The sequence below is a fragment of the Blastococcus sp. SYSU D00820 genome (assembly GCF_054050695.1).
Genome location: NZ_JBJGZW010000015.1, coordinates 22,743 through 45,976, shown reverse-complemented (window position 1 = coordinate 45,976; position 23,234 = coordinate 22,743). Strand labels below are relative to the sequence as shown.

General features: G+C 75.8%; 11 protein-coding genes. 9 read left to right on the top strand and 2 right to left on the bottom strand.

Annotation, left to right across the window (positions count from 1 at the left end; genetic code table 11):
• The first annotated feature begins 81 nt into the window (after positions 1 to 81).
• The 7 genes from ACI79R_RS15845 to ACI79R_RS15815 all read left to right on the top strand — a co-directional run bounded on the left by ACI79R_RS15845 (position 82) and on the right by ACI79R_RS15815 (position 15,539).
• Positions 82 to 4,572: a PKD domain-containing protein gene (locus ACI79R_RS15845; protein ID WP_456574605.1), complete on the top strand. Its 4,491-nt coding sequence runs from the start codon at positions 82 to 84 to the stop codon at positions 4,570 to 4,572.
• A 187-nt stretch (positions 4,573 to 4,759) separates the two neighbouring features.
• Positions 4,760 to 10,171 (top strand): PKD domain-containing protein, encoded by a 5,412-nt coding sequence (locus ACI79R_RS15840; protein WP_456574604.1) that lies wholly within the window; start codon positions 4,760 to 4,762, stop codon positions 10,169 to 10,171.
• A gap of 140 nt (positions 10,172 to 10,311) precedes the next feature.
• Complete coding sequence (locus ACI79R_RS15835; protein WP_456574603.1) at positions 10,312 to 11,073, top strand: CDP-alcohol phosphatidyltransferase family protein; 762 nt, start codon at positions 10,312 to 10,314, stop codon at positions 11,071 to 11,073.
• A complete protein-coding gene (locus tag ACI79R_RS15830) occupies positions 11,070 to 12,251 on the top strand; it encodes a glycosyltransferase family 4 protein (protein WP_456574602.1) in 1,182 nt (393 codons plus the stop codon). The genes ACI79R_RS15835 and ACI79R_RS15830 overlap by 4 nt, the downstream gene beginning before the upstream one ends.
• Positions 12,248 to 13,012, top strand: a complete 765-nt coding sequence (locus ACI79R_RS15825) for a polysaccharide deacetylase family protein (protein WP_456574601.1) — start codon at positions 12,248 to 12,250, stop codon at positions 13,010 to 13,012. Before ACI79R_RS15830 ends, ACI79R_RS15825 begins: the two co-directional genes overlap by 4 nt.
• Before the next feature lie 14 nt (positions 13,013 to 13,026).
• The gene (locus tag ACI79R_RS15820) at positions 13,027 to 14,316 is read left to right on the top strand and encodes a hypothetical protein (RefSeq protein ID WP_456574600.1); all 1,290 of its coding nucleotides are present in this window, start codon (positions 13,027 to 13,029) and stop codon (positions 14,314 to 14,316) included.
• An 11-nt stretch (positions 14,317 to 14,327) separates the two neighbouring features.
• Positions 14,328 to 15,539 (top strand): hypothetical protein, encoded by a 1,212-nt coding sequence (locus tag ACI79R_RS15815; RefSeq protein WP_456574599.1) that lies wholly within the window; start codon positions 14,328 to 14,330, stop codon positions 15,537 to 15,539.
• Between the two features lie 32 nt (positions 15,540 to 15,571).
• Here ACI79R_RS15815 and ACI79R_RS15810 read toward each other — a convergent pair whose 3' ends face one another.
• Complete coding sequence (locus tag ACI79R_RS15810; protein ID WP_456574598.1) at positions 15,572 to 17,182, bottom strand: DUF222 domain-containing protein; 1,611 nt, start codon at positions 17,180 to 17,182, stop codon at positions 15,572 to 15,574.
• 192 nt (positions 17,183 to 17,374) lie between these two features.
• Positions 17,375 to 18,751, bottom strand: coding sequence for a YveK family protein (locus ACI79R_RS15805; RefSeq protein ID WP_456574597.1), 1,377 nt, complete (start codon positions 18,749 to 18,751; stop codon positions 17,375 to 17,377).
• Between the two features lie 364 nt (positions 18,752 to 19,115).
• On the opposite strand from ACI79R_RS15805, the gene ACI79R_RS15800 reads away from it, so the two are divergent.
• On the top strand, positions 19,116 to 19,574 hold the full coding sequence (locus tag ACI79R_RS15800) for an adenylyltransferase/cytidyltransferase family protein (protein WP_456574596.1): 459 nt from the start codon (positions 19,116 to 19,118) through the stop codon (positions 19,572 to 19,574).
• Positions 19,575 to 19,674: 100 nt separating this feature from the next.
• The gene (gene mfd / locus ACI79R_RS15795; RefSeq protein ID WP_456574595.1) at positions 19,675 to 23,223 is read left to right on the top strand and encodes a transcription-repair coupling factor; all 3,549 of its coding nucleotides are present in this window, start codon (positions 19,675 to 19,677) and stop codon (positions 23,221 to 23,223) included.
• Positions 23,224 to 23,234 lie beyond the last annotated feature (11 nt).

Sequence of the window (23,234 nt, the reverse complement as noted above, 5' to 3'; positions counted from 1 at the left end):
CTGCGATCGTGACTCTCGGTACTCGACGACGGCACCAGGGGGAGCCGCCGGCCTCGGGCACCAGACCAGGGGGAACTCCGCATGTCCGCAACGTCTCCGGCTGTGCCGGGCAAGGTGCCCGCGCGCCTGCTCGCCGGTCTGGTGAGCGTCCTGCTCGCCGCCGGAACCGCCGCCCTCGTCCCGACCGGCTCGGCCCGCGCCGACTCCGCACCGCTGACGCCCTCGGCCACCACGCCGACCACGGTGACCGCCGACGCGCTGCCCACCGTGCAGATCGACGGCGTCGCCTGGGCGCAGGTCGTCGTCGGCAACACCGTCTACGTCGGTGGCTCGTTCACCAGCGCCCGCCCCGCCGGGGCCGCCCCGGGGACGAACGAGACGCCGCGGGCGAACCTGCTGGCCTACGACATCCGTACCGGCGAGCTGATCACCTCCTTCGCCCACGACCTCAACGGCCAGGTGCTCGCGGTCGCGGCCTCGCCCGACGGCACGCGCGTCTACGTCGGCGGCGACTTCACCAGCGTCGACGGCCAGACCCGCCGCCGGGTCGCGGCCTTCGACACCGCCACCGGCGCCCTGGTCGCGGACTTCGCGCCGGCCGTGCAGAGCCAGGTGGCCGCGATCGCCGCGACGAACGACACCGTCTACCTCGGCGGCAGCATCACGGCCGTGGGCAGCGTCAGCCGCTCGCGCCTGGCCGCGGTCCGCGCCGCCGACGGCGGCCTGCTGCCCTGGGCCCCGCTGCCCGGCGTGGGCGCCACGACCGGCAACTCCGACGGCAACCGGAACACCAGCGACGCCGTCCTCGCCCTCACCGTCGCCGGCACCGGCCAGGTCATCGCCGGCGGCCGCTTCGACAGCATGAACGGCGTCAAGGCCACCGGCGTCGCCGCGCTGGACCCGGTCTCCGGCGCCACCAAGCCGTTCGCGATCAACCAGAAGCTGACCAACCAGGGCGTCAACTCGGCGGTCTACAGCCTCAGCACCTCCGGCGACCTGGTCATCGGCACGGCCTACGACTACTACGGCCCCGGCAACCTCGAGGGCTCGTTCGTGGTCAAGGCCGACGGCGGCGCCATCGTCGAGATCAACGACTGCCGCGGCGACTCGTACTCGAACTACGCCACCGGCGGCGTCGTCTACGTCGCCAGCCACAGCCACGACTGCCGGAACATCGGGGGCTTCCCGGAGCAGAACCCGCGGGTGCACAAGTTCGGCGTCGCGTTCACCCTCGCGCCGACCGGCACCGTCGGGTCCTCGACGATCGCCAACGGCAACTTCCGCAACCAGCCGGCCGGCTCCCTGCTGCCCTGGTTCCCGACGATGACCCCGGGCACCTACACCGGCCAGCAGCAGGCCGGCTGGTCGGTCACCGGCAACGGTCAGTACGTCGTCTACGGCGGCGAGTTCCCGCGGGTCAACGGCGTCGGCCAGCAGGGCCTGGTGCGCTACGCCCTGCCGGGCGCCGCGCCGAACGAGGTCGGCCCGTCCGGCGACGGGTTCACCGCCACCGCGACCTCGCCGGCCCCGGGCACGGTCACGGTCGCCTGGACGGCGACCTCCGACCAGGACAACGCCACGCTCGTCTACCGCGTCGAGCGGGAGGGCGAGGCCCTCCCGGTCGCCGAGACCGTCCAGGCCTCCACCTGGTGGAACCGGCCGGCCATGACCGCCTCCGACGCCGGCGTCAGCGGCTCGCTGCGCTACCGCGTCACCGCCACCGACCCGTTCGGCAACACCGTGGCCACCCCGTGGGTCGCCGTCGAGGTCGCCGCGGCGCCGACCGGTGGCACCACCCGGCCCTACGCCGACACCGTCCGCGCCGACGGCGCGTCCCACCACTGGCGGCTCGGCGAGAGCTCCGGCACGGCCGCGGACGCCATCGGCACCCGGCCGATGACGGTCGGCACCGGCGTCACCCGCAACGCCGTCGGCGCCATCGCGGGCAACACCGCCTACTCGTTCAACGGCACCGCCAACGCCACGATGGCCACCGGCACCGCGACGGCCGCGCCGAACACCTTCACCCAGGAGGCGTGGTTCCAGACCTCGTCGACCACCGGCGGGCGGATCATCGGCTTCGCCAACAAGGCCAGCGGCACCAGCAACACCTACGACCGCCAGGTCTACCTGGACTCGCGGGGCCGGCTGAACTTCGGCGTCACCGTCCCGGTCTGGATCTTCAAGATGCAGCAGACGGTCACCAGCACCGCCTCGTACAACGACGGCAGGTGGCACCACGTCGCGGCCACGATGAGCCCCTCGGGCATGGCCCTGTACGTGGACGGCGTCCTGGTCGGCTCGCGCACCGACACCACCAGCGGGCTCTCCTACAACGGCTACCTGCGGGTCGGCTCCGACGCGGCCATGGGCGGGTCGAGCACCTTCAGCGGCCGGATCGACGAGGTCGCGCTCTACCCGACCGCGCTCTCGGCCGCCCAGATCGCCGCGCACGCCGCCGGCGGCGGCGTGGCCGCGCCGGCGAACGTGCCGCCGACGGCCCGCATCCAGGCCACCACCGCCGAGCTCGCCGTCACCCTCGACGCGAGCCGGTCGGTGGACACCGACGGCACCGTGACCTCCTACGCCTGGGACCTCGGCAACGGGCAGCGGGCCACCGGCGCCACCGTGCGGCACACCTACGCCGCCGCCGGCACCTACGTCGTCACGCTGACCGCCACCGACGACAAGGGCGCCACCAGCACGGCCCGCACGCTGGTCACCGTCGCCCCGGCGCCGGTGAACGCGGCCCCGGAGGCGGCCTTCACCGCCGCGGCGACCGACCTGGTCCTCGCCGTCGACGGCTCGGCGAGCCTCGACCTGGACGGCACCGTGGCCTCGTACGCCTGGAACTGGGGCGACGGGACGGCGGCCGGCTCGGGCGCCCGGGCGACGCACACCTACACCGCGGCCGGCACCTACCAGGTCACGCTGACCGTCACCGACGACGACGGCGCCCCGGCGACGGCGACCCGCGAGGTCACGGTGAGTGCGCCGATCGACACCGCGCCCCTGGCCAAGGACGTCTTCGACCGGTCGGTGACCGGCGGCCTGGGCACCGCGACCATCGGTGGCGCGTGGACGGCCGACGTCGGCGCGGTCCGGCAGTCGGTGACCGGGGGCGCGGCCGAGCTGGCCCTGCCCGCGGCCGGCAACAACACCGGCTCCTCGCTCGGCTCGGTCGCCACGACCAGCGCCGACGTCCGGACGTCGTTCTCCCTGTCCGCGATGCCCACCGGCGGCGGCACCTACGTGTACGTCTCCGGGCGCCGGGTGGCCTCGGGCGAGGACTACCGGGTGCGGGTGAAGGTGGCCGCCGACGGCAGCGTCACCCTGGCGCTGTCCCGCATCACCGGCGGGGTGGAGAGCTTCCCCGGCGGCGAGGTCACCGTGCCCGGCCTGACCTACACCGCGGGCACTCCGCTCAACGTGCGGGCGCAGTTCTCCGGGACCGGCACCACGACGATCACCGCGGCCGTCTGGGCCGACGGTGCCGCCGAGCCGGCCACCCCGCAGCTGACGCGGACCGACACCACCGCCGCCCTCCAGGTGCCCGGCGCGGTCGGCCTGTCGGCCTACCGGACCGGCAGCAACACCGTGGCCACGGTGGTCCGCGCGACCTCCTTCCGGGTCGGCCTGGTCGGGGCGCGGGAGCACGTGAACGCGGCGCCCACCGCCTCGTTCACCGCCGCCGCGCAGGACCTCACGGTCACCGTGGACGCCGCGGCCTCGGCCGACGCCGACGGCGCCGTCGTCCGCCGCGACTGGGACTTCGGGGACGGCCGGACCGGCACCGGGGTCACCGCCGAGCACACCTACGCCGCGGGCGGCACCTACACCGTCGCCCTGACCGTGACCGACGACCAGGGCGCCACGGCGACCACCACCCGCCGGGTGACGGTCACCGACCCCGCTCCGCCGGTCGTCGTCCCGGCGATCGCGACGGACACCTTCCAGCGGACGGTGACCGGCGGCCTCGGCGCCGCCGACGTCGGGGGCGAGTGGACCGTCGCCTCCGGCGGGGTGCGCCAGTCGGTGGACGGCGGGGCGGCGCTGCTGGCCCTCCCGGCGGCCGGCAACAACACCGGCTCCTACCTGGGGGCGGTCGCCGCGACCGACGTGGACGTCACCACCACCTTCGCGCTGGACGCGATGCCCACCGGCAGCGGCACGTACGTCTACGTGACCGGCCGCCGGGTGGCCTCGGGCGAGGAGTACCGGGTCCGGGTCCGCGTCGCGGCCGACGGCGGGGTCTGGCTGACCCTGTCCCGGCTCACCGGGGGCGTCGAGAGCTACCCGGGGGGTGAGGTGCAGGTCCGCGGCCTGACCTACACCGCGGGGACGCCGCTGACCGTGCGGGCGCGGTTCACCGGGACCGGCACCACCACGGTCACCGCGAGCGTCTGGGCGGCCGACGGCACCGAGCCGGCGACCCCGCAGCTGTCGCGGACCGACACCACCGCGGTGCTGCAGGCGCCCGGCGGCGTGGGGATCGCGGCCTACCGCACCGGCAGCAACACGGTCGCCACGACCGTGCGCGTCACCGCCTTCTCGGTCGTCGCCGCCGGCTGAGGCACCGCCGGGACCGCCGGGGACCGTCACGCACTGTGATCGGATCCCCGGCGGTTCCGCACGTCAGGGGACAGGTGTACCGGTTCGGGGGATCGAGCCTGGTCACGCAGCGTGTCAGGGTTCTGGGCGACCTCCGGCCCTACCCGTGGCGAGGAGGCGGTAAACGCTCGGATCCGGGAGACCTCGCATGCGTTCCTCGACCACCGCCGTCCCGCGGCGGCTGCTGGCCGGCACCGTCGGCCTGCTGCTCGCCGCCGGCGCCCTGGCGCTCGTCCCGGGCGCCGCGCGGGCGGACTCGGCGCCGGTGCTGCCGTCCCCGGAGAACCCGGTGACGGTCACCGCCGACGGGCTGCCCACCACCCAGATCGACGGGGTGGGCTGGGCGCAGGCGATCGTCGGGGACACCGTCTACGTGGGTGGCCGGTTCAGCTCCGCGCGCCCGGCCGGCGTGCCGGCCGGCACGCAGGAGAGCCCGCGCAGCAACCTGCTGGCCTACGACATCCGCACCGGAGCGCTGATCGCCTCCTTCGCCCCCGAGGTCAACGGCCAGGTGCTCGCCGTCACCGCCTCACCCGACGGCTCGCGTCTCTACATCGGCGGTGACTTCACCGCCGTCGACGGCCAGACCCGCAACCGGGTGGCCGCCTTCGACACGGCCACGGGTGCCCTCGTCGCCTCGTTCGCACCCAGCGTGAACAGCCAGGTGCGCGCCATCGCCGCGACGAACAGCACCGTCTACCTGGGCGGCAGCCTCACCGCGGTGGGCGGCGTGAGCCGCACGCGGCTGGCCGCGGTCAGCGCCGCCGACGGGAGCCTGCTGTCCTGGGCGCCGCTGCCCGGCGTGGGCCCGGTCGAGGGCAACCGCGACGGCAACACCGCCACCAGCAACGAGGTGATGGCGCTGACCCTCACCGGCGGCGGCAGCCAGGTCGTGGCCGCCGGCCGCTTCGACTCCATGAACGGCGTCAAGGCCACCGGCATCAGCGCCCTCGACGCGGTCAGCGGCGCGACCCGGCCGTTCGCGGTGAACGCGCTGATCACCAACCAGGGCGTCAACTCCGGGGTCTACAGCCTCTCCACCGACGGCGCGGTCGTGTACGCCAGCGCCTACGACTTCAACGGCCCCGGCAACATGGAGGGCACCGTCGCGGCGACCGCCGACGGCGGCGAGGTGGTCGCGGTCAACGACTGCCACGGCGACACCTACTCGACCTTCCCCATGGGCGGCGCGCTGTACATGGCCGGGCACGCCCACGACTGCGAGCAGATCGGCGGGTTCCCCGAGCAGAACCCGCGGGTCAACAAGTTCGCCACCGCGGTGACCACCGGGGCGACCGGCGGCACCAACGGCCCGGGCACCCTGCGCAGCGGCGCCTTCTACGGCCAGCCCGCGCCCTCGCTGCTGGACTGGTTCCCCACGATGAACGCCGGCACGGTGACCGGGCAGCTGCAGGCCGGGTGGAGCGTGACCGGCAACGGCCGCTACCTCGTCTTCGCCGGTGAGTTCCCGCGGGTCAACGGCGTGGAGCAGCAGGGCCTGGTCCGCTACGCCTTCGCGGCGGATGCGCCCAACGCCGTCGGCCCGACGCCGACCGGCTTCACCGCCGGCGCCGTGACGACCGCGCCGGGCACCGCCTCGATCAGCTTCCGGGCGACCCACGACCAGGACAACGAGTGGCTGACCTACCGGGTCTACCGCGACACCGAGTCCCCGGCGACCCTCGTCGCCGAGACCACTCGCGCCTCGACCTGGTGGAGCCGGCCGCTGGTGACGGTCACCGACCCGGCCGCCACGGAGACCTCCCGGTACCGCGTGGTCGCCACCGACCCGTTCGGCAACCGCGCGGTCACCCCGTGGGCGTCGATCGACCCGGCCGGCGTGCCCGCCACCCAGGGCTACCGGCAGACCGTGGCCGCCGACGGCGCCTACGAGCTGTGGCCGCTGGGGGAGACCCCGGAGCAGCTGGCCGCCAGCGGCAACCTCACCGCGGGCGCGAACGGGCTGGTGCCGCTGCTGGCCGGCGCGGGCGTGACCGCCGGCGTGCCGGGTGCGATCTCCGGTGACGCCGGCACCGCGTTCGGCCTCAGCGGTGAGCCGGGCGGCATGCTGGTCATCCCCACGCTGTTCCCGGCGCTGGACACGCTGAGCGTCGAGGCCTGGTTCCGGACCGACTCCGACGCCGGCGGCCTGATCGCCGGCTTCGGTGACTCCATGACCGGCCGGAGCACGGTGGTGGACCGGCTGACCTACCTGCAGCCCGACGGCCGCGCCGTCTTCGGGGTCAGCCCCGAGGCCGGGGTGCAGCGCACGGTCACCAGCGAGGAGTCCTACAACGACGGCGAGTGGCACCACGTCATCTCGTCGATGAGCCCCTCGGGCCTGTTCCTCTACGTCGACGGCGAGCTCGTGGGCTCGCGCACCGACACCCGCAACGGGCTGGACCGCACCAGCTACTTCCGCGTCGGCGGCGACACCACCTGGGGCAGCGGCAGCTACCTCGAGGGCGACGTCGACGAGGTGGCCTTCTACATCTCCGCGACCACGGCCGAGCGCGCCGCGCGCCACTTCGAGGTGGGCCACACCGGCGCCGAGCCCAACGCCGCGCCGCGGCCGGCCTTCACCACCGCGACCGCCGGGCTCGGCCTCGCCGTGGACGGCACGCTGTCGCGCGACCCCGACGGCACGGTGGCCTCCCACTCCTGGAACTGGGGCGACGGCACGCCGGCCGGCTCGGGCGCGCAGGCGACGCACACCTACGCCGCGGCCGGCACCTACACGGTGACCCTCACCGTCACCGACGACCACGGGCGCACCGCGACCGCGGTCCGCGAGGTGACCGTGAGCCCGGCCAACGCCGCGCCCACCGCCGCCTTCACCGCGGCCGCCGACGGCCTGGCCGTCGCCGTGGACGGGCGGACGTCGGCCGACGCCGACGGCACGGTGGCCTCCTACAGCTGGAACTGGGGCGACGGCACGCCCGCCGGCTCGGGCGCGCAGGCGACGCACACCTACGCCGCGGCCGGCACCTACACGGTGACCCTCACCGTCACCGACGACGACGGCGCGACCGCCACCGCGACGCAGCCGGTTCCCGTGACCACCGGGCCGGCGGTGCTCGCCGCCGACGCCTGGAACCGCACGGTCACCGGCGGCCTGGGCACCGCCGACACCGGCGGCGCCTGGACGCCGTCGGCGGGCGCCGCGCGGCTCTCGGTGGCCCCGGGCGCCGCCACGCTGGCGCTGCCCTCTGCCGGCAACAACACCGGCGCCTACCTGGGCGGGGTCAGCCGCAGCGACGTCGACCTCCGGACGTCGTTCACCCTGACCGCGGCCCCCGCCGGCGGCGGCACCTACGTCTACCTCTCCGGGCGCCGGGTGGGCTCCGACCTGGACTACCGGGTGCGGGTGCGCATCGCGGCCGACCGCTCGGTCGCGCTCGTGCTGTCGCGGATCAGCGGCGGCACGGAGGGCTACCCCGGCGGCGAGGTCGTCGTCCCGGGCCTGACCTGGACACCGGGCACCCCGCTGGAGGTGGGGGTGCAGGTCACCGGCACCGGTACCACCGAGATCAGGGCGTGGATCTGGGCGGCCGGGACGGCGCAGCCGGCCACGCCGCAGCTGTCGCGCACCGACACCACGGCGGCGCTGCAGGTGCCCGGCGCGGTGGGCCTGTCGGCCTACCGGACGTCGAGCAACACCACCGCCACCGCCGTCCGGTTCGGCGCGCTGACGGTGACCGGCCCCGGCGGCGGCGCGCCGCCGGTCAACCAGGCCCCGACCGCGGCGTTCGCCACCGCCGTGACCGGCCTGTCGGTCGCCGTCGACGGGCGGATCTCCACCGATCCCGACGGCACGGTGGCCGGGTACGCCTGGAACTGGGGCGACGGCACCGCCGCCGGGTCCGGCGCGCAGGCCACCCACACCTACGCGGCGGCCGGCACCTATCCGGTCACGCTGACCGTCACCGACGACGGCGGGGCGACCGCCACGCGCGTCGAGCAGGTCACCGTGGTGGCGACCACCCCGCCGCCGGCCGGCGTCCTCGCCTCCGACGCCTTCGGCCGCACGGTGGCCGGCGGGCTCGGGACGGCCGACGTGGGCGGCCCCTGGACCGCCTCGGCGGGCGCGGCCCGGCAGTCGGTCGCGCCGGGCACGGCCGCGCTGGCGGTCAACCCGGGTCAGAACACCGGCTCCTACCTGGGCGGGGTGTCCTCGACCGCCACCGACGTGCGCACCACCCTCACGGTGTCGCAGGTGCCCAGCGGCGGCTCCGGGGTGAGCGTCTACGTGCTCGGCCGCCGCGTGGCGGCGAGCCTGGACTACTCGGCCCGCCTGCAGGTCCGCGCCGACGGCACGGTGGTGCTCGCGCTCCTCCGCACCGGCGCCTCCGGCAGCGAGACGCTGCTGGGCACGACCGCGAACCTGGCCGGCACCTACACGCCGGGCACGCCGCTGCAGGTGCGCCTCCAGGTCTCCGGCACCGGCACGACCACGCTCGCGCTGACGGTGTGGACCGGCACCGGCCCGGAGCCGGCGACGCCCACGCTGACCCGCACCGACGCCACCGCGGCGCTGCAGGTGCCCGGCGCGGTCGGCCTGTCCACCTACCTGTCGGCCAGCGCGACCGGTCCGGTGACGGTCCGCGCCACCTCCTTCGTCGCCGCTCCGGTGGGGGCCGGCACCCCGGTGAACCAGCCGCCGACGGCGGCCTTCACCGCCACGCCCACCGGGCTCGCGGTGGCCGTCGACGGGCGCGCCTCGGCCGACCCCGACGGCACCGTGGCCGCGCACTCCTGGACCTGGGGCGACGGGACGGCGGCCGGCTCGGGTGCGCAGGCGACGCACACCTACGCGGCGGCCGGCACCTACGCGGTGACCCTGACGGTGACCGACGACCGCGGCCGCACCGCGTCGACCACGCAGCAGGTCACGGTGACCGCCCCGGGCGGGCAGCCGCAGCCGGCGGTGCTGGCGTCGGACGCCTTCGGCCGGTCGGTCACCGGCGGGCTGGGCACCGCCGACGTCGGCGGCGCCTGGACGGCGTCGGCCGGGGCGGCCCGGCAGTCGGTCGCACCCGGGACGGCGACCCTCACCGTGGGGCCGGGCAACAACACCGGCTCCTACCTCGGGGCGGTCGCCCAGCGGGACGTCGACGTGCGGGCGACGCTGTCGCTGTCGGCGGTGCCCACCAGCGGCTCGGGGGCGTTCGTGTACGTCGTCGGCCGCCGGGTCGACGCCGCCACCGACTACCGCGCGCGGCTGCTGGTCGTCCCCGGCGGCGGGGTGCAGGTGGCGCTGGTGCGGAACTCCGGCGGCACCGAGACGGTGCTCGGCTCGGCCACCCTGCCGGCGTTCACCTACACCGCGGGCACGCCCCTGGAGGTGCGGCTCCGGGTCACCGGCACCGGGCCGACCTCCCTCGCGGTCACCGTGTGGCGGGCCGGGACGGCGGAGCCGGCCACGCCCACGCTGACCCGCAGCGACAGCACCGCGGCCCTGCAGGTGCCGGGCGCCGTCGGCGTCGCCGCCTACCTCAGCGGCAGCGCCACCGGTCCGGTCGCCGTGCGGCTGACCGGGTTCACCGTCACCGCGGGCTGACCCCTGCGGGTGAGGGCAGGGCGGCGGACCTCCCGCGGGGTCCGCCGCCCGGGAGAGGATCGCTGCGCACGACGACACCCCTGCCCGCCGCACGCCCGGGTGCCGTCCGACCTGCTCGGCAGCACACGGAGGTCCGACGTATGACGGCGATCGCGCAGCCGCGCCCCGACGGGCCGCCGCGGGAGGGTCTGCGCGCGACGCTGCGCCGGCTGTCGGCCGCGCAGAAGGGCAACGCCGGCGCCCCGGCCTACTCCCGCTTCGTCAACCGCAAGCTCGGCCGGCTGTTCGCCGCGCTGGCCTACCACGCGGGGCTCACGCCCAACGCGGTGACCGCCATCAGCGCCGTCTTCACCGGGACGGGCATCGCGCTGCTGGCGCTGGTCGAGCCCTCGGTGCCGATGGGGCTGCTGGTCGCCGCCTGCCTGGTGCTCGGCTACGCCCTCGACGCCGCGGACGGGCAGCTCGCCCGGCTGCGCGGCGGCGGCTCCCCGGCCGGGGAATGGCTGGACCACATGGTCGACGCCGCCAAGGCCTCGAGCCTGCACCTGGGCGTGCTCATCGGCTTCTACCGCTTCGGGGACGTCGACCCGTGGGTGCTGCTGGTGCCCATCGGCTACTGCGTCGTCGACGCGGTCACCTACTTCGGCACGATGCTCAACGAGGCGCTGCGCGCCCAGCACGGCGTGACCACCCGCGCCGCCCGCACGGGGGAGAAGGTCGGCATCGGCCGCTCGCTGATGACCCTTCCCACCGACTACGGGCTGCTCGCCGTCGTCTTCGTGCTGTTCGGCGTGCCGTCGGTCTTCGTGCCCGTCTACGGCGTGCTGTTCCTCGCCGCGGCCGGCTTCCTGGCCCTGGCCTCGGTCAAGTGGTTCCGCGAGATGGGCCGGCTGCCCCGATGACGACGGCGGAGGCCCCGCCGCTCCTGGTGGTCCACCCCGGCGCCGAGCTCTACGGCGCCGACCGGATGCTGCTGGAGGCGGCCACCGCGCTGGCCACCCGGTACGACGTCACCGTCGCCCTGCCCGGGCCCGGGCCGCTGGTCGGCGAGCTCGAGGCCCGCGGGCTGCGCGTGCGGCTGTGCCCCATGCCGGTCCTGCGCAACTCCGCGCTGCGCCCGCGCGGGGCGCTCACCCTGCTCGCCGACGCGCTGCGCGGACTGGTGCCGGCGCTGCGGCTGCTGCGCCGGGCCGGGGCCGGGGGGGTGTACGTCAGCACGCTGACCCTGCCGTCGTGGCCGCTGCTGGCCCGGCTGGCCGGCCGCCGGGCGATCTGCCACGTGCACGAGGCCGAGCGGTCGGCGCCGATGCTGCTGCGCCGGGGCATGGCGCTGTGCCCGGCGCTGGCGCACCGGGTGATCGCGAACAGCCGGTTCACCCTCGACGTGCTCACCGAGGTGGCGCCGCGGCTGCGCCGGCGCAGCAGCGTCGTGCACAACACCGTCCGCGGACCGGGTGAGGTGCTGCCGCCGCGCGCGGAGCTCGACGGCCCGCTGCGGCTGCTCTACGTCGGGCGGCTGTCGCCCCGCAAGGGCCCGCAGGTCGCCGTCGGCACGCTGCGCGAGCTGCGGGAGCGCGGCATCGACGCGCGGCTCACCGTGGTCGGGTCGGTCTTCCCCGGCTACGAGTGGTTCGAGGAGGAGCTGCGCGCCGAGGTGGGCGCCGCCGGCCTCGACGACCGGGTGGAGTTCCTCGGCTTCCGGTCCGACGTCTGGCCGCACCTGGCCGCCGCGGACGTCGTCCTCGTGCCCTCGGTCGGTGACGAGTCGTTCGGCAACACCGCCGTCGAGGCCGTCCTCGCCGCCCGGCCGCTGGTGGTCAGCGCGCACAGCGGGCTGCGCGAGGCCGCCGAGGGGTACGCCGGCGCCCAGGCGGTCGACCCCGGCGACGTGCCCGCCTGGGCCGACGCCGTCGCCCGGGTGGCCGCCGAGTGGCCGCGGTTCCGCGCCGCGGCGACCGCCGACGCCGCGGCGGCCCGCCGGCGGTCGTCGCCGGAGCGGTACACCGCCGACCTGCTCGCCGCCGTGGCCGCCCTGGGCACGGTCCCGTCCGCCGTCGTCGTCCAGGAGGAGGCCGCGTGACCGCCACCGGCACCGGGGCCCCGGTGCGGCTGCCGCTGCCGCCGGTGCTGATGTACCACTCGATCAGCCCGTCGGAGGAGCCCGATCCGCACGCGCTGCGGGTGCACCCCGACCGGCTGGACCGGCACCTGCGGCTGCTCCGCCGGCTGGGCCTGCGCGGGGTGGGCCTGACCGAGCTGGTGCGCGCCCACGAGCGCGGTGAGGCCGCCGGCCTGGTGGGGCTGACCTTCGACGACGGCTACACCGACTTCCTCGACCACGCCGTCCCGGTGCTCGACCGGCACGGCATGACCGGCACCGTCTACGTGGTCGCCGGGCGCATGGGCGGGGCCAACGAGTGGGACACCGGGCCGCGGTTCCCGATCATGACCGCCGACCAGGTGCGCGAGGTGGCCGCCGCCGGGCTCGAGGTGGGCAGCCACACGATGACCCACTCTCGCCTGGCCGGGGCCGACCGGGCCGAGCTGGCCCGGGAGGTGGGGGACAGCCGGCGGGTGCTGGAGGACGTCCTGCAGGCCGAGGTGCCCGGCTTCTGCTACCCCTACGGCTCCTACGACGCCGCGGCCGCGGACGCCGTCCGGGCCGCCGGGTACGACAACGCCTGCGTCACCGGCGACTACCAGCCCGGTGACCGGGTGACCCTGCCGCGCTGCTACGTGAGCCCGCGCGACACCCGGGCGCACATCGTCGCCCGCCTGACCCGGCACGCCCTGCGGCTGCGGCGCGCCGTCGCGGCGGACGCGGCGGCGTCGGGCCGCTGAACCGGGGACCGGCCGTGACGTCGTGGGCGGGGCGCCTGCTCCGGCGCAAGGCGGTCGCCGCCGTGCTCGGCCAGGGCACCCAGGCGGTGGCCGGGCTGGCGCTGCAGGTGGCCGCCGCGCGGCTGCTCGGCGCGGGCGGGCTCGCCGTCTTCGCGCTGGTCTACGGCGCGCTGGTGCTGGTCACCGCGGTGTGCAGCGGGCTGGTGGGTGACTCCCTGACCGTGCTCGACCGCCGGGAGCGCGGCGTCCGCGCCGGCCTGCATGTGGCCACGGTCGGCGTCTCCGCCGTCGCGGGCCTGGTCGGGGCGCTGGCCGCGCTGGTCAGCGGCCTGGTGCCGGTGTGGGCCGGGCTGCTGCTGGCGCCGGCCTGCGCGGCCTTCGTCGTCGAGGACACGCTGCGCCGGCTGCTCATGGCCACCGGCCGCTACACCGCGCTGCCCGTGGTCGACCTGACCAGCCTGGCCGGTGCCATGGCCGCCCTCGGGGTCGCCGGCCTGACCGGGGGAGTGACGCTGTCCTCCTTCGTCGTCGCGCTGCTGACCGGGCAGGCGCTGGCCGCCGTGGTCGCGTGGTGGCTGGTGCCGGCCGGGGAGCGCCCGACCGGGCCGTGGCGGCGGCCGGACCTGCGCGCGGTCGCCGCGTTCGGCACCTGGCGGGCGGCCGCCCAGACCATCCGGCCGGCGTCGCTGACCCTGCTGCGGATCGTCGTGGTCGCCGCCGTCGGCGCCGCGGCGTACGGCCCGATGGAGGCCGCCCGCGTCTACACCGCCCCGATGCTGACGCTGGTCGCCGGGATCGGGTCGTTCCTGCTGCCGCACTTCGTCGGCCTGCGCGACCGGCCGATGGCCGCCAGCCTGCGAGTGGCCGACCGGGCGTCGCTGGGGCTCACCGGCGCGCTGCTGGTGATCGGTGCGGCCGGGGCCGCGCTGCTGCCGTGGCTCGGGCCGCTCCTGACCGGTGGCGACTACGACGTGCCGCTCGCGTCGGTGGTCGGGTGGGCCGTGTACGCCGTCGCCGGGGCCACCCTGCTGCCCTACGCCTCGCTGGCGTCGGTGCACGGCGGGCAGCGCCGGGTGCTGGCGATGCGCACCCTGGAGTTCGCCTCGCTGGGCGCGGTCGCCGCGCTCGTGCTGCTCGCGCCGGCCTGGGCGCCGTGGACGCCGCTGGCCCTCGCACTCGGGCCGCTGCTCGCCGCGCTCGCCGTCCGCCAGGCGGTGGTGCTGCCGATGGTGCGTGCGGACCGCCCCGACGACGACCCGCGACCTACCATCCCCCCGGCGCGGCCCCGCGCCGGGATCAGCTGAGAGGACCCGCGGTGCTGCTGCGTCCATCCCCGCGCCTGCTCCTGTGCACCCTCCTGCTGCTGGCCACCACGGTGGGCTGGCGGCGCGGCGCGTACTTCGACGGGTCGCTGGACCCGGTCGTGCTCGCCAAGGGCGTGCTCGGGGTGGCCGCGCTCGTGATGGCCTTCCTCACCGCCTCGGCCAGGGGCCGGCTGCGGGTCGGCACCGGCACGCTGTGGGCGCTGGCCGTGGTCTCCGCGGCGTCGCTGCTCGGGGCGCTGACCCACGACACGTTCCTCGCCAGCGGCGTGGTGACCGCCCGGGTGGTGATCGTCGCGCTGACGGTGGTCCTGCTGCTGCGGGTGTACTCGACCGGGCAGTTCGTCACCGCGCTGGCGCTGGTCAGCGGTGCGGTCGCCCTGGCGGCGGCCGGCACCGGCGTCTCGACGCTGTCCTCGGGCCGCCTCGCCGGCGGCATCCCGGAGCTGGACCCCAACGAGCTGGCCCTGCTGGCCTGCCTCGTGGTGCTGTACGCCGCCTGGCGGGTCGTGCTGGGCAACGCCCGGCTGTGGCTGGCCGGGCCGGCCGTCGCCGGGCTCGGCATCGTGTGGGCCACCGGCTCGCGGACGGCGCTGCTCATGCTCGTCGCCGCGCTGGCGGTGATGGCGCTGCACGTGCGGCGCGCGCCGGTCGGTCTCGTGGCCGGCGGACTCGCCCTCGGCGCCGTCGGCACGCTCGGCATCGCCACCACCGGCGCGCTGGCCGGGTTCCTGGAGCGCGACGGCACCGGCACCAGCACGCTGGACTCCCGGTTCATCGCGTGGGGCGCGGCCTCGGACTGGGCCGAGTCGGCCTGGCAGCTGGTGTTCGGCGGCGGGCTCTCGGTCAAGATCATCCCGGTCAAGGGCCAGTACTGGGACGAGCAGCCGCTGGACAGCAGCTGGGTCTCCCTGCTGGTGCAGACCGGGCTGCTGGGCATGGTGGTCGCCGCCGTGTGGGTGGTGTGGGCCTTCCGCGGCGCGCTGCTGGCGCCGCGGGAGCACCGGGCGCTGTTCCTCGGCCTGCTGGTGTTCCTGGTGGGGCGCAGCCTGCTGGAGAGCGGGCTGTTCGACGCGACGCCGTCCTTCGTGGCCTTCCTCGCGGTCTCGCTGCTCGCCGAGGGAGGCTCCCGCCGGCGGCTGGCCGAGGAGCTGGCGCCTCCGCCGGCCGCGCGGCGCACCGAGGCGGTTCCGCTGGCCGGCTGACGGCTGGACGTTCCCGCGGGAACGTCTTCCGGTCACGCGGCCGCTCCTCTCCCGGTCGTGGTTCCCCTGCCGGCGGCGAGGCGGCGGTCGAGGTCGCGGTTGCCGAGGAGGACGCCGACGACGTAGGCGAGGTCCATGGGCTCGCCGTTGACGTGCATGGCGTCGGGGAGGTCGGGCTCGGAGTCGGGGAAGAGCAGCCGGGTGATCGAGGCGCTGGGCGCCGGTCGTCCACCTGACGGCCCGGTCGCCGGTCGGGCGGTCGCGTGGGCCGGCGTCTGCGGGGTCGGATCGGCATCGGCGGGGCGCCGGCCGCGGGCCTGGTCGATGGGATGGACCCCGGCGAACGCCTCGTCCGTTCCTGCGGGGGCGCCGATGCCGGTGGTGAAGGCGGCGTCGGCCGCGCCCCAGACCCGTCGGCCGTCGGGGGTGGTGGCGATCAGCCGGCCGTCGCGGCGGGTGAGGACCAGGTCCTGGTCGTGGGCCAGGCCGTGGTCGGTGTCGCACAGGAGCACCAGGTTGTCGAGGTCGGTGCGGCCGCCGAACAGCCAGTGCCGCAGGTGATGGGCGTGCAGCCGCTCCACCCGCCGCTCGTGGCAGCCGGGCCGGGCGCAGCCGCCGTCGCGGGCGAACAGCGCCCGGCGCTGGGCTCGGGAGGCGAACCGGCGGGCCCGGCCCAGCGCCAGGGGCTCCCGGCCGCGTTCGACCATCGACACCACGGTGGCCTCGCACAGCATCCTTCGCACGGTGGCCGGCCGCAGCGCCGGCCCGCCCTCCAGGTACGCCCGCCCGGCGGCGGCATCGTCGGCCAGCACCGCGGCGTCGACGTGGACGACGACCTCCCGGCGCGGCGGATCCCCGGCCTGTCGATCGGCGGCCGCGGCCGCCGAGGCGAGGCGGGCCACCGCCGCACACCGCCGCGCGGTGGCCCGCTCCCGCGCGTCGACCAGGCCGGCCTCGTCATCGGAGGTGGCGCGGTCCGGAGCGGGGGCGTCGGAGGCGGTGCGGCCGGCGGCGCGCTGGGCCGCGGCCCGCTCGCGGCGGGCGTCGCGCTCGACCAGGGACTCCACTCCGGCCAGGAACGCCGCGCCCTCCTCGGCGTCCAGGCACATCCGCACGTGCAGCATGCCGTCGTCGTCCCACCAGGAGTCGAACCGGCGCTCGAGCGCGACCCTCCGCGCCTCCGACTCCCCGGACGACTCCTCCTGCTCCCGCCTGTTCCGCTCCCGTCGTTCCTGCTCGTCGGTCCGATCCGAGCGCCGCCACTGCCGGACCACCCGCTCGACCTGGGCGGCGCTGGCCTCGTGCGCCAACTGCAGCAGCTCGCCCTCCGTGGCGGGGTCGGCGACCCGGGTCAGTGCTCGCACCTTGGAGAAGCTCAGCCGCCCGCCGGCGAACGCCGCCCGGGTCTGCGGCAGCACCGTGAGCGCGCGGGCCACCCGCACGTGCTCCCGCGCCGATCCCGGGGACAGCCCGCACTGCCAGGACAGCCAGTGCGCGCACGAGCGCACCCCGATCGCGCCCCAGCCCTCCCGCCGGTCGAACTCGGCCACCAGCGCCAGCCACGCCGCTGTCGCCGCCGCCATCCGTACCGCTCCGGACGCGATGCGGCGGCCCAGTTCCTCCAGCGACAACTCCGCAGCCACCGGTGACCTCCCGACCGTCTGATCGAATATGTGTTCGAATGATGTCGGGAGGGGGTGACAGTTCTGCGGGCAGGCGTCCCGCGGGAACGAGGAGCCCGGCGTTCCCGCGGGAACGCTCGGACCCCACAGACGACGGGCCGGCCGGGACGAGGTGTCCCGGCCGGCCCGTCGTGGGTCGGTGCCGCCGGCCGATCAGTTCTTGGACGCGGAACCCTTGGTCTTGGGCCGGGCGCCGTTGGCGGACCTCGCCTTCGTGACGCTGGTGGTGACGGCCGCGCGCGAGCTGCCCTGGGCGGGCACCGAGCGGGCGCCGTTGGCCGCCGGGCGGCGTTCGGCGGCCGGGGCCGCCGGTGCCGCGGCTGGAGTAGCCGGTGCGGCCGGAGCAGCGGCCGGAGCGGCCGGAGCAGCCGGAGCAGCCGGCGCCGGGGTGCGCGGCGGGGGAGCCGCGGCCCCCCGCGGCTCGGTGGCGGCGCGCGGCAGCCGGCGGCGCCGGCGCGGCACCAGGGCCAGGGCCAGCGGGGTGATCCCGGCCGTCTGCAGGATGCCCCGCATCTCGCGGACCTCCTGCTGCTCGACCAGCCCGCTGGCGACCACGAGGACGACGCCGTCGTACCGCTCGGCCACGTGCTTCCAGACCCGCAGCGGGGCCAGCGGATCGGCGACCTCGAGGCGCACCCGCGGACCGTCGTCGCCGATCGCGCCGGCCACGAACTCCGGGCCGGTCACCGTGGCGTCCAGGCCGCGGCCGCGCAGCGCGCGGGCGACCTGCTCGGCGAAGGTGCGGGTGGCCCGCTTCTCCGACGGCGACGGCGACAGCAGGACCACGCGCACCGGGCGCTCCTCGGCGCGCAGCTCCAGCCGGCGGGCCAGGGAGATGGCCGGCCGACCGGTCAGCGCGCTGCGCCGGGCCCGGCCGCCCGGCTGGGCGAGCACCTCGACCTCTCCCTCGCCCCAGGCGCGGCGCAGCTCGTCCTCGGTGTGCACCGTGGAGTCCATGCGGCTGCGCAGGACGGCCGCGGCCAGGCCGAGGAACAGGCCGGCCACGACGCCGAGGGCCAGCACGTACAGCGCGACGGGGGAGGAGGGGCTGTCCGGGGCGATCGCCGGGTCGGAGACCCGCAGGGTCACCGGCTGGTCGCCGCCCTCCGGCGTCTCCAGGTCCTCGACCACGTCGGTGAGCCGCTCGGCCACGGCGTTGGCGACGGCGGCCGCGCGGTCCGGGTCCGGCCCGCTCGCGGTCACGATCACCTGCGAGGTGTCGGCCGGGTTCGACGCGGACACCTCCGAGCGCAGCTGGTCCAGCGACTCGTCGAGGTTGAGGTCGGCGAGCACCGGGGCGAGCACGGCCTCGCTGGTGGCCAGGTCGGGGTAGCTCTTCACCCGCTGCTGCACGAACGTCGCGCTGCTCGGGATGGACGGCGAGACGGTGACGAACACCCGCGCCGAGGCCTCGTAGGTCTTGGGCATCTGGGTCAGCGCGAGGGCGGCGACCACCGCGCCCAGCACGGTGGTGCCCACCCAGACCAGCCAGTGCCGCCGCAGCGCGGCCAGGTAGTCCCTGAGTTCCATGTACGTCGCTCCCTGCCCGTGCACCGGCACGCCTCGGGAGCGGTTCGCACGGGGCGAGCGCCCCCGTCGAACGTGGCCCCTGACCGCGGGAGACTAACCCGCTGGAAAGCCCGTCCGGCCTGCTCGCGGGGCCCTCTCACCCGAGGGGAGGAGCCTCCGTGGCGCACGCCACCCCCGCCGAGGCCGCCGCGTCCCCCATCGGGTGAAGCCGACGCCGGAAATCACCGTCCGTCACCGTTCTCGGCTAGTTTTCTCGGCGTTGTCGCTGCTGAGCGCCATGGAAGTCGCCCGGCGTCACGCACTGTGATCAGACGGGTGCTCCTCGTCGGGAGAAGCGCCGGCTGACGGACGATCGGGGGATCGCATGACGGTGATCGGGTACGCGCCCGGTGCGTACGACCTGTTCCACATCGGGCACCTGAACATCCTCAAGCACGCGGCCGAGCACTGCGACCGGCTCGTCGCCGGCGTCGTCTCCGACGAGATGCTGCTGCTCACCAAGGGACGCCTCCCGGTCATCCCGCTCGCCGAGCGCATGGAGATCGTGCGCAACCTGCGCTTCGTCGACGACGTGCACGCCGAGGTCGTCCCCGACAAGATCGACACCTGGCGCGAGGTCCGCTTCGACGTCATCTTCAAGGGCGACGACTGGCGCGGGACCCCGAAGGGCGTGAAGTTGGAGCGCGACTTCGCCGAGGTCGGCGTCGAGGTGCGCTACTTCCCCTACACGATGCACACCTCCAGCACGGTCCTGCGCCGGGCGCTGGCCGCCATCGAGGCCGGCGAGCCCGGCGTCCGCGCGGGGGCCGCGCTCAGCTCGTAGGAGCAGCCCCCGGGGACGGCGGTTAACCTGGGAAGTCGGCCCCCTGCCGCACTCGGCGGCAGCGTCGCGGGCCGGAGAACCCCAGGAGTGTGGCTGTCCCGTGACGCTGCGCGGCGTGCTCGACGTCGTCCTCACCGACCCCGCCGTGGCCACGGTCGTGGCCGCCGCCGGCCAGGCCGAGCTGACGGTCACCGCCCCGCCGCCGGTGCAGCCGCTGGTGGCCGCGGCCCTCGCCGCACCGGCGCCCGGTGCGGGCGTGCCCGTCCTCGTCGTGACCGCCGGCGAGCGGGACGCCGACGCCGTCGCCGACGTCCTCCGCTGCTTCGTGCCCGGCCGCCGGGTCGAGGTCTTCCCCGCCTGGGAGACGCTGCCGCACGAGCGGCTCTCCCCGCGGGCGGACACCGTCGGCCGCCGGCTGGCGGTGCTGCGCGACCTGACCCACCCCGGCGAGCACGGCGGCGCCGTCGACGTGCTCGTCGCCCCGGTACGCAGCGTGCTGCAGCCGCTGGCCCCCGGGCTCGGCGACCTCGTGCCGGTCGAGCTGCGCCCCGGCCAGACCGCCGAGCTCGACGACGTCGCCCGTGCCCTCGCCGACGCCGCCTACACCCGCGTGGAGCTGGTCGAGAAGCGCGGCGAGTTCGCCGTCCGCGGCGGCCTGCTCGACGTCTTCCCGCCCACCGAGCCGCACCCGGTCCGGGTGGAGTTCTGGGGCGACGAGGTCGACGAGCTGCGCTACTTCTCCGCCGCCGACCAGCGCTCGCTCGACGAGCGGCCCGAGCGCCTGTGGGCCCCGCCCTGCCGCGAGCTGCTGCTGACCGACGACGTCCGCGCCCGCGCCGCGGAGCTCGCCCATCGGCACCCGGAGCTGCTGGAGATCCTCGGCAAGCTCGCCGAGGGCATCGCCGTCGAGGGCATGGAGTCCCTGACCCCGGCGCTGCTCGGCGACCGGCCGATGCAGCTGCTCACCGACCTGGTGCCCCGCGGCACCCACGTGCTGGTCTGCGACCCCGAGCGGGTGCGCAGCCGCGCCGCGGACCTCGTGCGCACCGCCGAGGAGTTCCTCGCAGCGTCGTGGGCGACCGCCGCGGAGGCCGGGCAGGCGCCGATCGACCTCGGGGCGTCGTCCTTCCGCGACCTGGAGGACGTCGAGAGCGCCGCCCGCGGCCGCGGCCTGCCGTGGTGGACCGCCGGGGCCTTCACCATCCAGCCGGACGACGACGCCACCCACGTCACCCTCGACGCGACGACCGTCGACCGGTTCTCCGGCGACGTCGGCCGCGCCGTCGACCAGGTGCGCACCTGGACGCGGGACGGCTGGGCGGTCGTGGTCACCTTCGCCGGCCCCGGCCCGGCGCAGCGTGCCGCCGACCAGCTGGCCGAGGCCGAGCTCGGCGCCCGCCTGGTGCCCGACCTCGCCGCCGCCCCCGAGCCGCGGCTGGCGCACATCACCCAGGGCAACCTGGAGTCCGGCTTCGCCTTCCCCGGCGTGGGCCTGGCGCTGCTCACCGAGCACGACCTCACCGGCTCGCGCGGCACGACGATGCGCGACGCGGTCAAGATGCCGGCCCGCCGGCGCAACGCCGTCGACCTGGTGCAGCTGCAGCCCGGCGACCTGGTGGTGCACGAGCACCACGGCATCGGCCGCTACATCGAGATGGTCAGCCGCACCGTCAACGGCGGGCAGCGCGACTACCTGATCGTCGAGTACGCGCCGTCCAAGCGGAACCAGCCGCCGGACCGGCTGTTCGTGCCCACCGACGCCCTCGACCAGCTCACCCGCTACGTCGGCGGGGAGGCCCCGGCGCTGTCCAAGCTCGGCGGCGCCGACTGGCAGAAGACCAAGGGCCAGGCGCGCAAGGCGGTCAAGCAGATCGCCGCCGAGCTGATCCGGCTGTACTCCGCGCGGATGGCCACCCAGGGCCACACCTTCGGCCCGGACACCGTCTGGCAGCGCGAGCTCGAGGACGCCTTCCCGTTCCAGGAGACGCCCGACCAGCTGGCCGCGATCGACGAGGTCAAGGCCGACATGATGAAGCCGGTGCCGATGGACCGGATCATCTGCGGCGACGTCGGCTACGGGAAGACCGAGATCGCCGTCCGCGCGGCGTTCAAGGCGGTGCAGGACGGCAAGCAGGTCGCCGTCCTCGTGCCGACGACGCTGCTGGCCAACCAGCACTTCAAGACCTTCTCCGAGCGGTTCGCCCAGTTCCCGGTCACCGTCAAGGTGCTCTCCCGCTTCCAGTCCGACGCCGAGAGCGCGGAGACGCTGCGCGCGCTGGCCGCCGGCGAGGTCGACGTGCTGGTGGGCACGCACCGGCTGCTGCAGCCGACCACCCGGTTCAAGGACCTCGGGCTGGTCATCGTCGACGAGGAGCAGCGCTTCGGCGTCGAGCACAAGGAGTACCTGAAGACGATGCGGACGGCGGTCGACGTCCTGTCGATGTCGGCCACCCCGATCCCGCGCACCCTGGAGATGAGCCTCACCGGCATCCGCGAGATGTCGACGATCCTCACCCCGCCCGAGGAGCGGCACCCGGTGCTGACCTACGTCGGTGCCTGGGAGGACAAGCAGATGGCCGCGGCGATCCGCCGCGAGCTGCTGCGCGACGGGCAGGTGTTCGTCATCCACAACCGGGTGCAGTCGATCGACAAGGCCGCGGCCAAGATCCGCCACCTGGTGCCCGAGGCCCGCGTCGCGGTGGGCCACGGCCAGATGAAGGAGCACGAGCTCGAGCGGATCATGGTCGGCTTCTGGGAGAAGGAGTACGACGTCCTGGTCGCCACCACGATCATCGAGTCGGGCCTGGACATCCCCAACGCCAACACCCTGATCGTCGACCGGGCCGACACCTTCGGCCTCTCCCAGCTGCACCAGATCCGCGGCCGCGTCGGCCGTGGCCGCGAGCGGGCCTACGCCTACTTCACCTACGACCCCACCCGGCCGCTCACCGAGACCTCGGTCGACCGGCTGACCACCATCGCGCACAACACCGACCTCGGCGCCGGCATGGCCGTGGCGATGAAGGACCTCGAGATCCGCGGCTCGGGCAACCTGCTCGGCGGGGAGCAGTCCGGGCACATCGCCGGCGTCGGCTTCGACCTCTACGTGCGGCTGGTCGGCGAGGCGGTCGCCGACTACCGCGCCCAGGTCACCGGCGAGGAGGTGCCGGCCGAGCCGGTCGAGGTGCGGGTCGACCTGCCGGTCGACGCGCACCTGCCGCACGACTACGTGCCGGGGGAGCGGCTGCGGATGGAGGCCTACCGCAAGGTCGCCTCGGTGCAGGACGACGACCAGGCGCAGGCGGTGCTCGACGAGCTGACCGACCGCTACGGCGCCCCGCCGGCACCGGTGCTCAACCTGCTCGCCGTCGCCCGGTTCCGCTCGGCGGTGCGCAAGCTGGGCATCACCGAGGTCTCGCTGCAGGGCCGGGTGATCCGGATCAGCCCGGTGCCGCTGCGCGAGTCCCAGCAGATGCGGCTGGCCCGGCTGGCCGACGGCGCCACCTACAAGGCCGCCGCCGAGACGATCTCGCTCAAGGTGCCGGTGGGCCCGGACCGCCGGACGCCGCTGCGCGACGTGGCGCTGCTGGAGAACCTGCACTCGGTGCTGAAGGCCGTGCTGGAGCAGCCCGTCGCCGCGGCGTCGTGATCGGAGTGGGA

What these genes read in the sequence shown, in the direction of transcription:
- ACI79R_RS15830 (WP_456574602.1), top strand. Translation starts at nt 11,070, where the DNA reads ATGACGACGGCGGAGGCCCCGCCGCTCCTGGTGGTCCACCCCGGCGCC.
- ACI79R_RS15800 (WP_456574596.1), top strand. Translation starts at nt 19,116, where the DNA reads ATGACGGTGATCGGGTACGCGCCCGGTGCGTACGACCTGTTCCACATC.
- ACI79R_RS15845 (WP_456574605.1), top strand. Translation starts at nt 82, where the DNA reads ATGTCCGCAACGTCTCCGGCTGTGCCGGGCAAGGTGCCCGCGCGCCTG.
- ACI79R_RS15840 (WP_456574604.1), top strand. Translation starts at nt 4,760, where the DNA reads ATGCGTTCCTCGACCACCGCCGTCCCGCGGCGGCTGCTGGCCGGCACC.
- ACI79R_RS15805 (WP_456574597.1), bottom strand. Translation starts at nt 18,751, where the DNA reads ATGGAACTCAGGGACTACCTGGCCGCGCTGCGGCGGCACTGGCTGGTC.
- ACI79R_RS15835 (WP_456574603.1), top strand. Translation starts at nt 10,312, where the DNA reads ATGACGGCGATCGCGCAGCCGCGCCCCGACGGGCCGCCGCGGGAGGGT.